Consider the following 15,165-nt stretch of genomic DNA (forward strand, 5'->3'; position numbering starts at 1 on the left):
TTAGGAGGATTAAAATGACAGTAGAAATAAAACTACCAGTAGATCAGGAGTACGTTCGTACCTTCTCCAATGAAAATGGAGAACCAGGTTGGTTAGCTGAACTTCGCGTTCAAGCACTTGAAAAAGCAAGTGAATTACCGCTTCCGAAACCAGATAAAACGAAAATAGATAAATGGAATTTTACACAATTTGAGTCCCATACTGTTTCATCTGAACCATTTAAATGTGTAGAGGAATTACCAAAGGAAGTTCAAGCTCTTATTGATGTAGATAATGAAAAGAAAAACTTATACGTACAACGCAATAACACGCCATCATTTGTTGTGTTATCAGATGATTTAAAAGAAAAGGGTGTCATTTTTACAGATATTTTTACAGCGGCAAAAGAGCATAGTGACCTGTTGCAAAAATATTTCATGAAAGATGCGGTAAAGGTCGATGAGCATAAATTAACTGCTCTTCATGCGGCGCTAATGAACGGTGGCGTATTCTTATACGTACCAAAAAACGTAGTCATTGAAGAGCCAATTCAAGCGGTATATGTAGTAGATGACGCAAAAAGTTCTTTATTTAACCACGTGTTAGTTGTCGCTGATGATCATAGTTCGATTACTTATGTTGAAAACTATATTTCTACTACTTCTGCGGAAAACAAAATTGTTAACATCGTGACAGAAGTTGTAGCGAATACAAACGCGCGCGTAGCGTATGGTGCCGTAGATAATTTAGCAGCAGGTACCACCACTTATGTGAACCGTCGTGGTATTGCTGGCCGTGACGCGAGAATCGAATGGGCATTAGGTTTAATGAACGACGGTAATACCATTTCTGAAAACGTAACAAACTTAATGGGCGATGGCTCTTATGGGGATACAAAAACGGTTGTCGTAGGACGTGGTAAACAAACTCAAAACTTTACAACAAAAGTTGTTCATTTTGGAAAACATACGGAAGGTTACATTTTAAAACACGGCGTCATGAAAGACGAAGCAACATCCATCTTCAATGGAATCGGAAAAATTGAGCATGGTGCATCTAAATCAAACGCTGAACAAGAATCTCGCGTCCTTATGTTAAGTGACAAAGCACGTGGAGATGCGAACCCAATTCTTTTAATAGATGAAGATGATGTAACAGCAGGACACGCAGCATCCGTTGGTCGTGTGGATCCAATTCAACTTTATTATTTAATGAGCCGGGGAATTCCACGTGTGGAAGCAGAACGACTGATTATTCACGGCTTCTTAGCACCGGTCGTGAACGAATTACCAATTGAAGGTGTGAAAAAGCAATTAATTGAAGTTATCGAAAGGAAAGTTCGATAATGGATGTAAAAGCAATTCGTGAATTGTTCCCAATTTTGAATCAAGAAGTCAACGGACATCCCCTAGTGTATTTAGATAGTGCAGCGACTTCCCAAAAGCCGCTGCCTGTTATTGAAGCATTGGATGAATATTATCGCCAATACAATTCCAACGTTCATCGGGGGGTTCATACCCTCGGAACAAAGGCGACAGACGGGTATGAAGGAGCTCGGGAAAAAGTTCGGAAATTCATTAATGCTTCTTCAACGGAAGAAATTATTTTTACTAGGGGAACAACCACTTCCATTAATACGGTTGCCGTTAGCTATGGACGGGCGAATGTTCATGAAGGGGATGAAATTGTTATCACTTATATGGAGCACCATAGCAATATCATCCCATGGCAACAACTAGCGAAACAAACAGGCGCAACCTTAAAATATATTCCTTTACAAGAAGATGGAACGATATCGCTTGATGACGTCAGAAATACGGTTACGCCGAAGACGAAAATCGTTTCCATGATGCATGTGTCCAACGTTCTTGGCACGATCAATCCGATTAAAGAAGTGACTAAAATTGCCCATGAAAACGGAGCCATCATGGTTGTCGATGGTGCACAAAGTACACCTCATATGAAAGTGGACGTTCAAGATTTGGATTGCGATTTTTACACATTTTCTGGACATAAAATGTGTGCACCGACTGGAATTGGCATATTATATGGTAAAAAGCATTTGCTTGAACAAATGGAACCGGTTGAATTTGGCGGAGAAATGATTGATTTTGTTGGATTGTACGAATCAACGTGGAAAGAGCTCCCTTGGAAGTTTGAAGGGGGAACACCAATCATTGCTGGTGCGATTGGCTTAGGAGCAGCCATCGACTTTTTAGAAGAAATCGGTCTAGAAGCGATTAAAGAACATGAGCATCGCTTAGCGGCCTACGCGTTAGAAAAAATGTCGACGATTGATGGGATTACTATTTATGGTCCTAAAGAAGCGGATAAACGTGCAGGATTAGTAACATTTAACATTGCAGATGTGCACCCTCACGATGTAGCGACAGTCCTCGATACCGAAGGAATTGCCGTTCGAGCAGGCCATCATTGCGCACAGCCGTTAATGAAATGGCTGAACGTTTCTGCTACTGCACGGGCAAGTTTTTACTTGTATAATTCAGAAGAAGATATCGATAAACTAGTGGAAGCACTTATCAAAACAAAGGAGTATTTTAGCGATGTCTTTTAACAATCTAGACACACTTTATCGTCAAGTCATTATGGATCACTATAAAAATCCTCGAAATAAAGGCAAATTAGAAGAAGGTAGCGTTACTGTGGATATGAACAACCCTACGTGTGGGGATCGTATCCATTTAACAATGAAGGTTGAAAATGGAAAAGTCGTAGATGCGAAATTTGAGGGAGAAGGATGCTCCATATCCATGGCATCTGCATCTATGATGACGCAAGCCATTAAAGGAAAAGACTTAGACACGGCCTTACGTCTTTCTAGCATCTTCTCTGATATGATGCAAGGAAAGGACTATGATGATGACATTGACTTAGGCGATATTGAAGCGTTGCAAGGAGTTTCGAAGTTCCCGGCTCGTATTAAATGCGCCACTCTTGCTTGGAAAGCAATGGAGAAAGGGTTACGTAACGAACAATAACGAGTCAGCTGTTTTTTCGTTTAACACACAACAAGATTGGAGGAATAAAAATGGCAAAGAAAATGCCGGAAATCGGGGATTATAAGTACGGTTTCAGAGATAAAGACGTGTCCGTTTTCCGTTCCAAACGAGGTTTAACTCGTGAAATCGTCGAAGAAATTTCCCGAATGAAAGATGAGCCACAGTGGATGCTCGACTTCCGCTTAAAGTCACTAGAACACTTCTACAATATGCCAATGCCACAATGGGGCGGCGACTTATCCGCTCTTGATTTTGATGAAATTACGTACTATGTTAAGCCATCTGAGCGTTCTGGACGTTCTTGGGATGAAGTACCAGAAGAAATTAAGCGTACATTCGATAAATTAGGGATCCCTGAAGCGGAACAAAAATACTTGGCAGGGGTATCTGCGCAATACGAATCTGAAGTTGTGTACCACAACATGAAAGAGGATTTAGAGAAATTAGGTATCATCTTTAAAGATACGGATTCAGCGCTAAAAGAAAACGAAGATCTTTTCCGTCAGCACTGGGCAAAAGTAGTCCCTCCAACAGATAATAAATTTGCAGCATTAAATTCTGCGGTTTGGTCTGGTGGTTCTTTTATTTACGTTCCACCTGGAGTAAAAGTGGATACGCCGCTACAAGCATATTTCCGTATCAACTCTGAAAATATGGGTCAGTTCGAGCGTACGTTAATTATCGTTGACGAGGGAGCGCACGTTCATTACGTAGAAGGATGTACAGCACCAGTTTATACAACGAACTCACTCCACAGTGCGGTCGTTGAAATTATCGTGAAGAAAGGTGCATACTGCCGTTATACAACCATCCAAAACTGGGCAAATAACGTATATAACCTTGTTACTAAACGTGCCGTTTGTGAAGAAAACGCAACGATGGAATGGATTGACGGAAATATCGGTTCTAAACTGACAATGAAATATCCGGCTGTCATCTTAAAAGGTGAAGGTGCGCGTGGTATGACTTTATCCATTGCTCTTGCTGGTAAAGGGCAACACCAAGATGCCGGAGCTAAAATGATTCACTTAGCACCAAATACGTCTTCTACCATCGTTTCTAAGTCAATCTCTAAACAAGGTGGTAAAGTAACGTACCGTGGTATTGTTCACTTTGGCCGTAAAGCAGACGGTGCTCGCTCAAACATTGAGTGTGACACGCTTATTTTAGATAACAAATCAACATCCGATACCATTCCATATAACGAAATTTTAAATGACAATATTTCGCTTGAGCACGAAGCGAAAGTATCAAAAGTATCGGAAGAACAATTATTCTATCTCATGAGCCGCGGTATATCCGAAGAAGAAGCTACTGAAATGATTGTGATGGGCTTTATCGAGCCATTTACAAAAGAGCTTCCAATGGAATACGCGGTAGAAATGAACCGTCTAATCAAATTCGAAATGGAAGGTTCTATCGGTTAATGACACACCTCGCTCCACTTGGGGGCGAGGATTTTTTCTGTCATTTTTTCACTTTTGTAAAAGTTGATGCACCTACCTATGCTGAACTATGGAATATGATAGAATGAGGTCAACAAGGTGGTGAGACGGTGATTTATATCGGATTAACGGGATGGGGCGATCATGATTCATTGTATGAAGGGAACGTATCCAACCGGGATAAATTACAAGTATATGCTTCCTATTTTCCAACGGTAGAGGTGGATAGCTCTTTTTATGCTATCCAACCAGAACGTAATTACGAAAAATGGATTGAGGAAACTCCAGCAAGTTTCCAATTTATCGTAAAAGCCTATCAAGGAATGACGGGGCATTTACGTGGAGACATCCCGTTTTCTTCTAAAAAAGAAATGTTCGAGTCCTTTTGCCAATCACTCCGTCCGTTTTCAAAAACCAGCAAATTAGCGATGGTGCTATTTCAGTTTCCGCCATGGTTTCAATGCACGAAAGAAAATGTCGATTACTTACGTTATTGTCGAGAAGCAATGGGGGACCTCCCAGTCGCACTAGAATTTCGGAATCGAACGTGGTTTTCTGAAAAATATCGAGAAAAAACACTGGCTTTTATGAAAAAAGAAAAGTGGATCCATAGTATCTGTGATGAACCACAAGTAGGGGAAGGGTCAGTACCAACTGTTTTAGAACCAACGGATTCAGAAAAAACGTTAATACGCATGCATGGTAGAAATGTTAATGGATGGCGAAAACCAAAGGAAGGGAAAAACTGGCGGGATGTGCGCTATTTATACCGCTATAATCGCCAAGAGCTGCTGGAATGGAAACATTATATACGAAGTCTTCAAAAACGGACTGCCACTATTTACATGTTATTTAACAATAATTCTGGTGGTGATGCTGCAGACAATGCCAAGGAAATGATTGAACTATTAGGTATTGAATATGATGATTTAGCCCCACGGCAACTAGAGTTATTTTGAGGAGAGTGATTTTAAACAAATGGAAGCTATTGTTTTAATCGTGTGTGGATTACTAGCAGGAGCATTAGGGGCTCTAGTCGGCCTTGGAGGGGGAATCATTATCGTTCCAGCCTTAATTTATTTAGGTTCCTATACGCCTTTATTAAAACCAATCTCTCCACAGGTAGCTGTGGGGACGTCCTTACTCATCATGATTTTTACAGGATTGTCTTCTACGTTAAGTTATATGAAGCATAAGACAGTTGATTACAAGAGCGGATGGATTTTCTTTCTAGGAAGCGGACCAGGGGCGATCGTGGGCGCTTGGGTGAACCAAACGTTAAAGATGAGCACGTTCAATGTGTATTTCGGAAGTTTTATGATTTTTGTCGCTCTTTTACTTATGTTTAAAAATCGTTTAAAACCGGTCCAAGGTCTGTTTAATCAAACCATTAAGCGAACATTTATGGATGGAGAAGGGCATACATACGAATATGGATACCATCCTTTGATGGGAATCTTGATTTCGTTTATTGTGGGATTTTGTTCTGGTATTTTTGGAATTGGTGGAGGTTCTCTCATGGTACCAGCGATGATGCTTATTTTTCTGTTTCCTCCACATGTGGCGATTGCAACTTCGATGTTTATGATTTTTCTTTCTGCATTAGTTAGTTCGACGATGCATATTTGGTTAGGAAACGTCAACTGGACTTATGCTCTTTTTCTTATTCCGGGAGCGTGGATTGGCGCTAAAGCTGGGGCTTGGATGAATACGAAATTAAAATCAGATACACTGGTAAGTATTTTACGGATTATTTTAATTCTTATCGGCCTGCGCCTCATCTATCAAGGAATTGTCGGTTAGCTTTAGAAGACAGCAAACAAGTATTCATCATATATTACAATAAGCGATAGGTTAAGTGAAAAATGAATGCGCTGAGGTGTTAGGGATGATGGAGACCATCCATATTTATCATACGAACGATATACATAGTCATTTTGAGCATTGGGTGCGGATTACACCGTTTTTAAAAGAACGACAAGCGCTACATCAAAAAATGGGACAGTCTGTGTTTGTTTTTGATATTGGTGACCATGTCGATCGCTGGCACCCTTACACAGAAGGAACGTTAGGAAAAGGAAATGTTGAGCTCCTAAATGATGTTGGTTACACAGCCGTGACCATTGGGAATAATGAGGGCATTACCTTTGGATATGAAGATCTAGATTCATTATACGATAACGCCCAGTTCGATGTAGTTGTCGCCAATGTTTACCAACCGGATCATAAGCGACCTGAATGGGCAAAACCATATTGTTTGTATCAAACGAAACATGGTCTTACATTAGGAGTAATTGGGGTAACCGCATATTTTAAACGGTTTTATGAGCTACTTGGTTGGAAAATGACCGATCCAATTGAGGAAGTAAAGCGCATTGTTGCCCGAATTCGGGAACATGCCGATATCATTGTGTTACTATCCCACCTCGGAATTTACGATGATGAACGAATGGCACGGGAAATTGAAGGAATCGATGTGATTTTAGGTGGACATACCCATCATATTTTGCACGAAGGAAAGGTCATCAACAATGTGCTACTAGCTGCTGGGGGAAAGCACGGTCAATATGTTGGACATGTGCAATTAACCATTGATACAAATAAAGTGATTCATGAGAAAAAAGCGCAATTGTACGAAACTCAACAATTACCTCCTCGAGACTACGAAGATGAGCAGATTGACAGTTTGTTTGAAAAAGGTAAAACGTTATTGTACCAACCGATCGCACATGTAAAAGAGGAATTAGCTGTCCATTGGTTTCAACCTTCTACTTTTCCACAACTGTTATGTGATGCCATTTTAGAATGGTGCCAAGGGGACTGTGCCTTTATTAATGCAGGACTTGTTTTACATTCTCTCCCTAAAGGAAAAGTAACCAAGTTTCATATCCATCAAGCACTGCCCCATCCGATCAATCCTTGTGTTGTAGAATTGACCGGAGCTGAATTGAAAGAAGTGTTTCGTCAAAGTTTTGATCAATCATTAGCCCATTTACCGATTAAGGGATTTGGTTTTCGTGGACAAGTGATGGGAGCGTTTGTGTACAGTGGAATCGACTTTGATGAAAATAGGCAAACCTTTTCTATCCGAGGGAAACCTCTTGAAGCCAGACGAGTATACCAACTAGCAACAATTGATATGTTTACGTTTGGTCCATTTTTTCCAGAAATTCATCGAGCACAGAAAAAAACATACTTTCTACCAGAATTTTTACGGGACATTATCGTTTGGAAGTTGTCAAAATAACTTGTAGCACCTTTTCACATCTTTTCATACACATGTAGTATGAAAGGAGCGGAGGATTGATGGTATCCCTTGAACCAATAGTAATCGACGGACATACGTTTCTAGCGATAAACGTTCAGTTACCAAAAACGAATTTAGTGATGGTAACGAATGATAAAGGGTATATTATGTGTGGCGCTTTAGATGTGGCGTTACTCAACGAACGGTTAAAAGATCGAAGAATTATTGCAGGTCGTGCGGTTGGAGTAAAAACAATTGAGCAATTATTGGAAGCTCCGTTAGAATCCGTAACGGTAGAAGCGGAGGAATATGGCATTTATACAGGAATGAAAGGGAAAGACGCTTTGCTTAAGCTGGTGTAATGAGAAGGGAAGATACTGCCTTCCCTTCTATTTAGTGCAACATTTGATTGTCATTTGTTTTCTTGTATTTTATGATGGACCTAAAGGAGTAAAAAAAAGAACAATCAATAGGAGAATATAATGAGGTTAATAGCTACAAAATCAGTCAAACCAGGTATGATCTTAGCACATCCTATTTTTAACGAAAAAGGTCAACCGTTATTACGTGAAGGTGTGTCATTAACGGAAAGATTAATTGATCGATTAAATCAATATAAAATTACATACGTATATATTGCCGATTCTGCATCTGAAGGAATTAAAGCGACGTCTTCTATTTCTGAAGCTGAACGACTCCGTGCTGTTAAAACCATCGAAAATACACTTAGAATGATTAATAATTCCTCTTCCTTATCTACCATGACCGTACTTGAAAAAAATACAAAACAGTTAAAAGGAATTGTTTCGACCATTTTAGAAGCGATTAAAGGTAATCAAGATGTTTTAAATGTCTTAGTTGACGTTTATTCCTATGATTCTTATATTTATCAGCATTCATACAATGTAACCTTATATTCATTAGCCATAGGTGTCGGGTTACAATTGCCTCGTAAGCAATTAGAAGTATTAGGGTTAGGAGCCTTACTTCACGATGTCGGGAAAGTGAAAGTTCCTCGGGAGATTTTACTTAAGCCAGGAAAGCTGACCGATGAGGAGTTCGAAGTCGTAAAAAAGCATACCGAGTTTGGGTTTGAGTTGTTACGACGTTTACATACCGTTCCACTAGTAGCGGCTCATTGTGCGTATCAACATCATGAACGTTTAAATGGTTCGGGGTATCCGCGCGGGATTAAAGGGGACGAGATGCATGAATTTGCGAAAATTATTGCTGTAGCAGATGTATATGATGCCGTTACCTCCAATCGCGTGTATCGAAAGGCGATGTTGCCACACGAAGGTTTAGAGTTATTATACTCTGGTGCAGGAACCTTGTTTGATTCATCAATTGTCGAGGCTTTCCGAAAATCGATATCGATCTACCCGGTTGGAGTAACTGTTGAATTAAGCGATGGACGGAAAGGAATTGTCGCTAAGCAAAATAAAGGTGTAACCGATCGTCCCCATATCCGCATTACGGAACAAAATGGACAACCGTTACAACAGCCTTATGAAATGAATTTACAAGAACATTTAGGCGTTACCATTGTAAAATGTGAAGCATAAAAAAATAGCTTATTTCCCCTTTTTCACGCATACATTTAGTAGTGAAGGGGGGATTTTTTTGTCTTTTTATTTTTACAAAAAACCCCGACGAAGAGGGCCATTACCCTTTCGTTATGTCTTTTTACTTTCATTTGTCTTCTTTATTTTTTCCACTGCGGCTGGACTATGGATTATCAATGAGGGGATTAAACCAACGCTAACGAGCTACGCCGAAACGCAAACCCGTAAAATCGCCACGATGGTCATTAATAAAGCGATTAATAAAAAAATAGCGAATGTCATTGATATTAATGACATTATTGAAACGGTACCGAACCCGAACGGAAATGGAACGACGACAACGAAGTTTAATACAGAAATTATAAGTAGGGTGCAGTCAGAAATTACGAGCCTTGTTCAAATGAACATTAAAGAAGCAGAGCGCGGAAATTTAGAAGCGCTGGAATTTTTATCAGATGTAGAAATTAACAAAGAAGAAACCATAAAACGGGAAGGAATTGTGTACGAAGTTCCGCTTGGGCAAGCGACAAACAATGCGTTATTAGGGAACTTAGGTCCACAAATTCCCGTTCGTTTCTTTGCAATTGGTGACGCACAATCCAATGTAAAAACGTACTATGAAGCATTAGGAATTAATAACGTTTGGGTCGAAGTTTTTATTGAAATAGAGGTAAACATTCAAATTATCATTCCATTTGCAACAAAAGTGACGACAATCAAACAGGATATTCCTGTTGCTATGGGACTAATTCAAGGAAAAGTACCACAGTTTTACAACGGTGGCGGTAATACTTCCCCTTCCATTGAAGTACCATTTGAAAATTAGTTGATAAATGAAATAAACATTGTTATAGTAATAGAAGACAAGTGAATAAGCAACTAACCTAATCGAAATCCGATGGGGTAGAGGCTGCAAAATTTATGAGTAGGCTACGTGAGGATGACAACGATGATCGTAGTTGAAAGGAAATTTTGCCGAAGTAAAAATGATGCGTCAACGTCATTTTTGCTGGGGTTGCTCTGAATAAGAGTAACACTGTCATTATGAGGGGGTATACCTCATAATGGGGAGCTACTGATCGTGATGGAGAAACGGAAGACATTACAAGGGTAATGGTAGACGTTCTCTATCATTACCCTTTTTTGTTTATCCTCTGTCATGAAAAAAGTTCCCCCCTATCAAAATAAGGAGGAGGACTAATGGAAAATACGATTTTCTCACTTTTACCACCTGTTGTAGCCATTGTGATGGCGATTCTTACTCGTCGTGTCATATTATCCTTAGGTGTTGGGATTGTATTGGCAGGTTTATTGTTAGGTCAATTCCAGCTAGGTGCGTCATTTACTTATATTTGGGAGGCATTTTCGGGCATTTTTATTTCCGATGGGGAAATAAATACGTGGAATGTTTACATTTTAATTTTCTTACTCATTTTGGGTGTCATTACCGCATTTATTAATATTTCTGGTGGAAGTCGAGCTTTTGGTGAATGGGCGTTAAAGCGCGTAAAATCTCGTGTAGGAGCACAATTAGTTACAGCCTTTTTAGGGATTATTATTTTTATCGATGATTATTTTAATAGCTTAGCAGTGGGGCAAGTGGCTCGCCCAATTACAGACCGACAAAAAGTATCACGCGCAAAATTAGCTTATTTAATCGATTCTACGTCCGCACCGGTATGTGTCGTTTCGCCAATCTCCAGCTGGGGCGCATATATTATTGGAATCATTGGGATGATTTTAGCTGAGCATAGCATTACGGAATATACGGCTTTTTCGGCATTTATGCAAATGGTGCCATTAAATATTTATGTATGGGTAGCTTTGGCCTTCGTCTTCTTTGTCGCGATTCGCAACGTAAACATTGGTGCAATGAAGCAACATGAAGAACGGGCGATAGCAACAGGTGAAGTGTATGATCCAGAAAAAGAAATTCCAGGGGAAGTTAAAGAAGAATTGCCAGTTAGTCAAAAAGGAACGATTGGTGATTTATTGCTACCGATCCTAGCTTTAATAGTTGGAACGGTCGTGGCGATGATTTGGACAGGAGCGAAAGCGGTGGAAGGTGAAGCTACAATCCTTGCCATTTTTGAAAACACAGACGTAGCAACTTCCCTTGTATACGGTGGTTTATTTGGCTTATTAGTGACAATTCTTTTGTTTATTCGTCAAAGTGTTGTATTTAAAGGGATTCCTGCATCCGTATTTGGGAATGGAGTTTGGGCAGGAATTCGCTCCATGTTACCAGCGATCAATATTTTGATTTTAGCGTGGACGATAGTTACATTAATTGATCAATTGCAAACAGGTACGTATTTAGCGGGACTTGTGGAAAAAGCGAACATAAATACAGCGTTTTTACCGGCTATTTTATTTTTAGTAGCTGGAATTATGGCATTTTCGACAGGTACGTCTTGGGGTTCATTTGGTTTATTGCTTCCGATTGCTGGAGAAATCGCGGCTGTTACTGATATGACACTTCTTTTACCATCAATGGCTGCCGTGTTGGCAGGAGCGGTATTTGGTGACCATTGTTCGCCAATTTCAGATACGACGATTCTTTCGTCTACAGGAGCCGGTAGCAACCATATGGACCATGTCGTGACACAACTGCCTTACACGCTTATCGCAGCGGTTATTTCTACAATTAGTTATATTGTCATTGGCTTTTTCGGTAGTACGATTATTGGATTATTCGCTGCAGCCATCCTGTTTGTTATTGTAGCGGTATGGCTGCAAAGAAATACAGGAAAACAAACGGAAGCAGTCGAAGCTTAGATGATAAAAACGAGCGGTCAATGGACCGCTCGTTTTTTTTTGTGCACATATGTAAAAGATCTTATATTAAAACAAAAATCTATGAAATTCCAAAATGTATAAAAAATGAAACGAAGTTAGGCAACATAGAGATACTTTTTTACAATAGTGAGAGAAGGTAAGGAACTGTAAAATAATTGTAATTGAATTAATTTTTTTATTATTTTTAAAATATTACTTTGACAACTATTGTCGATAGGCTTATACTTTATGTTAGATAATATTAAATAATCAGAAAATTTAAAATATCTAACTTCACATTGGAAGTTAGAAATAAGGGGGTAAAAGAATGGAAAATCGACAACAATGGGGGACTCGGGCCGGTTTTATTTTAGCAGCGGTCGGGTCAGCAGTCGGATTAGGTAACATTTGGCGTTTTCCTGGCATCGCCTACGAAAACGGTGGAGGAGCCTTCTTCCTACCATATTTATTCGCGTTGTTAACAGCAGGGATTCCCATCTTAGTTTTAGAGTTTACACTTGGGCACAAGTATCGAGGTTCAGCTCCATTATCATTGGGACGAATGTCGAAAAAAGGTGAATGGATTGGATGGTGGCAAGTCGGAATCTCGTTTGTCATCTCAACTTACTACGCTGTAATTATCGCTTGGGCGATGGCTTATGCGTACTATGCGCTCAGCTTACAATGGGGAAATGATCCACTAAGCTTTTTAATCGGAGACTATTTGAAATTAACTGAAAATCCAGGTGAGGTAGGAAGTGTTGTTCCTAGCGTCTTTATTCCACTGGTTTTAGTTTGGGCAATCACTTTAGGTGTACTGTTCAAAGGAGTTAAAAAAGGTATTGAATTGGCAAACAAAGTAATGATTCCGGCGTTAGTGGTCTTATTTTTAATTATCGTTATTCGTGCATTAACGCTTGAAGGAGCAGTAGACGGGTTAAACACATTCTTTAAACCGAACTGGGATGTAATTTTAAGTGGGAAAGTATGGGTAGCAGCGTATGGACAAATTTTCTTCAGTTTATCTATAGCTTTTGCCATCATGATTACGTATTCAAGTTACTTACCAAAGAAATCTGATATTACGAACAACGCATTTATTACTGGTTTTGCGAACTCTTCTGTAGAGTTGCTAGCAGGTATCGGGGTTTTCAGTGCGTTAGGATTTATGGCTGCACAACAAGGTGTCCCTGTTCAAGAAGTTGTTTCTAAAGGTGTTATCCTTGCGTTTGCGGTATTTCCGGAAATTATTAACAACTTCCCAGTTGCATCTGAGTTATTTGGGTTCTTATTCTTTACATGTTTAGTACTTGCAGGCCTTTCTTCTCTCATTTCGATTGTTGAAACATATGTTGCTGGTGTACAAGAAAAGTTTAACATTTCCCGTACGGCTTCTGTTGCTGTCGGTGGTGGAATTGCAGCGCTAATCTCTATATTATTCTCGACTCAAGGTGGCTTATACTTCTTAGACTCTGCAGACCACTTTATCAACAATTACGGTATTGCTTTAGCTGGTTTAGTCGAAGTTGTTTTTGTTGCTTGGTTCTTACGTGAACTTGATAACTTAAAAGGTCATGCGGACGCTGTTTCCGATATTCGCCTTGGTGCTTGGTGGAAACTTTCAATAACAATTATTACTCCAGTCGTTCTAGGTATTATGATGGTAATGAACTTCCGCGAAGATATTTTGAACAGCTATGGAGATTATCCAGCTGTATTTAACTTCTACTCTGGTTGGCTTGTAGCCGCATTTGTGATTTTCCTTGGATTTGTCTTTGCTTATGCAAAAAAGTGGAATCAAGGTCAATTAGAAATTCCATCCCATAAGGAGGTACAATAACCATGGATGCAAGTGCAGTAGTGATGATGATTGTTGGTATGCTAATCATTTGGGGTGGATTAGGACTTTCGATTGCGAATGCTGTTCGTAAATCTAAAAACTAATCATACAAAAAGTGACCGAAATGGATGTCTATTTCGGTCACTTTTTTATGGGAGAGGGCTGATACAGAAGGCGTAAGCCTATTTTTGGTTATCGTCGATTTCTTTTCGCTTCTTGTTCCCAGCGACGTAAGTATGGAAATGGATCAAACGACCATTCGGTTTTTCCATTATATTTGTACATCCCGTAATGTAAATGGGGTGGGAATTTTCCAGATGTACCTGGGGGACCATATCCGCTACTTCCTACAGCCCCAATCATCATACCAGGCTCAACCATTTGCCCGACGTGCAAGCCATTTACAAATCCATTGAGATGAGCAAAATAATGATACGTATTGTTAATGTCACGAATGCCGATTCGCCATCCTCCATACTTGTTCCATCCTTTCATTTCGACAATACCGTAACAAGTGGATAGAACAGGAACGCCATAGTCGGCAAAAATATCTGTACCTTCATGAATTCGCCGTCCTCCCCAACCTCTAGCATCTCCCCACGTGTTCTTATAACTGTAATTATAGCGAATAGGAAGTGGGAAGGATTTTTGGTCCAAATTTAAACGTCCAAAGTGACGATACATTTTCGCTTTCCCGACAATAATACTCACGGCTCGATCCCGTTTATAATAGTTCCATAAAGCGATTTTAATGTTGTCATGATCCATGCCATACTGCTTCACATATTTGGCCATAGCAAATAAAACGTCTTCATCGTTCGTCCGTTCGGCTTTACCATCTCCATTCCCATCGACACCCATTCCATCAAAGTAGGCAATAGAACGAGGATTGACGTCATTTCGATTCGGATTCCAACCACCTGACCATTGTTCTTCTGTAAAGTAAATACTAATAATCCCCTCTGGTTTCGGTAAATCTTTTCTAACCGTACGAATCGTTCGTTCGTATTGATCAATGGCTGCTAAATAATACCATGGAATCAAAGTGACAGCTTCCACTTTTTTATATAATTCCATCCGTTTTCGATACATTTCCTCTTCAGAAGGTGCTTCCTTCGCTAGGACACTGAAGGGAATGAAAAGGGACAAAAAAAGCAATACAATGATGAGCCTTCCCATATTGGTCCTCCTTTTTTTCAAAATGTCGAGTCTACTCGTGATATAATTAGTTTGTGATTGAACGATTCAAACATTAATATCAATTAATGGTAACCATCATTTCACAATGCTT

Annotated in this window: 14 protein-coding genes and 1 riboswitch; of the genes, 13 read left to right on the forward strand and 1 reads right to left on the reverse strand. The window is 39.7% G+C overall.

The genetic code is table 11. The features are described 5' to 3' along the window. Positions 1-14 precede the first annotated feature (14 nt). The 13 genes from sufD (at position 15) to ABES52_RS05515 (ending at position 13,978) form a co-directional block, all read left to right on the forward strand. Entirely contained in the window at positions 15-1,325 is a 1,311-nt protein-coding gene (gene sufD, locus ABES52_RS05455) for a Fe-S cluster assembly protein SufD (protein ID WP_429649744.1), read from the forward strand. Beyond that, the gene (locus tag ABES52_RS05460; protein WP_429649746.1) at positions 1,325-2,554 is read left to right on the forward strand and encodes a cysteine desulfurase; all 1,230 of its coding nucleotides are present in this window, start codon (positions 1,325-1,327) and stop codon (positions 2,552-2,554) included. Before sufD ends, ABES52_RS05460 begins: the two co-directional genes overlap by 1 nt. Beyond that, positions 2,544-2,978 carry a Fe-S cluster assembly sulfur transfer protein SufU gene (gene sufU / locus ABES52_RS05465; protein WP_429649748.1) on the forward strand — a complete coding sequence of 145 codons (435 nt, stop codon included), beginning with the start codon at positions 2,544-2,546 and terminating at the stop codon, positions 2,976-2,978. Before ABES52_RS05460 ends, sufU begins: the two co-directional genes overlap by 11 nt. A gap of 50 nt (positions 2,979-3,028) precedes the next feature. Continuing rightward, on the forward strand, positions 3,029-4,426 hold the full coding sequence (sufB, locus tag ABES52_RS05470; protein ID WP_429649750.1) for a Fe-S cluster assembly protein SufB: 1,398 nt from the start codon (positions 3,029-3,031) through the stop codon (positions 4,424-4,426). A 128-nt stretch (positions 4,427-4,554) separates the two neighbouring features. Beyond that, positions 4,555-5,403: a DUF72 domain-containing protein gene (locus tag ABES52_RS05475; protein ID WP_429649752.1), complete on the forward strand. Its 849-nt coding sequence runs from the start codon at positions 4,555-4,557 to the stop codon at positions 5,401-5,403. Between the two features lie 19 nt (positions 5,404-5,422). Beyond that, on the forward strand, positions 5,423-6,247 hold the full coding sequence (locus ABES52_RS05480) for a sulfite exporter TauE/SafE family protein (protein WP_429649754.1): 825 nt from the start codon (positions 5,423-5,425) through the stop codon (positions 6,245-6,247). Positions 6,248-6,335: 88 nt separating this feature from the next. Continuing rightward, positions 6,336-7,691 (forward strand): bifunctional metallophosphatase/5'-nucleotidase, encoded by a 1,356-nt coding sequence (locus tag ABES52_RS05485; protein WP_429649756.1) that lies wholly within the window; start codon positions 6,336-6,338, stop codon positions 7,689-7,691. 59 nt (positions 7,692-7,750) lie between these two features. After that, positions 7,751-8,053, forward strand: coding sequence for a YunC family protein (locus ABES52_RS05490; protein WP_429649758.1), 303 nt, complete (start codon positions 7,751-7,753; stop codon positions 8,051-8,053). 120 nt (positions 8,054-8,173) lie between these two features. After that, positions 8,174-9,256 (forward strand): HD-GYP domain-containing protein, encoded by a 1,083-nt coding sequence (locus tag ABES52_RS05495; RefSeq protein WP_429649760.1) that lies wholly within the window; start codon positions 8,174-8,176, stop codon positions 9,254-9,256. Between the two features lie 58 nt (positions 9,257-9,314). Beyond that, the gene (gene yunB, locus ABES52_RS05500; RefSeq protein ID WP_429649762.1) at positions 9,315-10,082 is read left to right on the forward strand and encodes a sporulation protein YunB; all 768 of its coding nucleotides are present in this window, start codon (positions 9,315-9,317) and stop codon (positions 10,080-10,082) included. Between the two features lie 70 nt (positions 10,083-10,152). Next, a riboswitch (Lysine riboswitch) is annotated at positions 10,153-10,339 on the forward strand. 117 nt (positions 10,340-10,456) lie between these two features. Next, the gene (locus ABES52_RS05505) at positions 10,457-12,034 is read left to right on the forward strand and encodes a Na+/H+ antiporter NhaC family protein (RefSeq protein WP_429649764.1); all 1,578 of its coding nucleotides are present in this window, start codon (positions 10,457-10,459) and stop codon (positions 12,032-12,034) included. A gap of 328 nt (positions 12,035-12,362) precedes the next feature. Continuing rightward, positions 12,363-13,874 carry a sodium-dependent transporter gene (locus tag ABES52_RS05510; RefSeq protein WP_429649766.1) on the forward strand — a complete coding sequence of 504 codons (1,512 nt, stop codon included), beginning with the start codon at positions 12,363-12,365 and terminating at the stop codon, positions 13,872-13,874. Between the two features lie 2 nt (positions 13,875-13,876). Further along, positions 13,877-13,978 (forward strand): methionine/alanine import family NSS transporter small subunit, encoded by a 102-nt coding sequence (locus ABES52_RS05515; protein WP_429649768.1) that lies wholly within the window; start codon positions 13,877-13,879, stop codon positions 13,976-13,978. 88 nt (positions 13,979-14,066) lie between these two features. Here ABES52_RS05515 and ABES52_RS05520 read toward each other — a convergent pair whose 3' ends face one another. Continuing rightward, the gene (locus ABES52_RS05520; protein ID WP_429649770.1) at positions 14,067-15,053 is read right to left on the reverse strand and encodes a M23 family metallopeptidase; all 987 of its coding nucleotides are present in this window, start codon (positions 15,051-15,053) and stop codon (positions 14,067-14,069) included. Positions 15,054-15,165: the final 112 nt, after the last annotated feature.

Origin of the sequence: Aeribacillus pallidus, from assembly GCF_050478865.1 — a bacterium.
Classification (GTDB): Bacteria; Bacillota; Bacilli; order Bacillales; family JACDOC01; genus JACDOC01.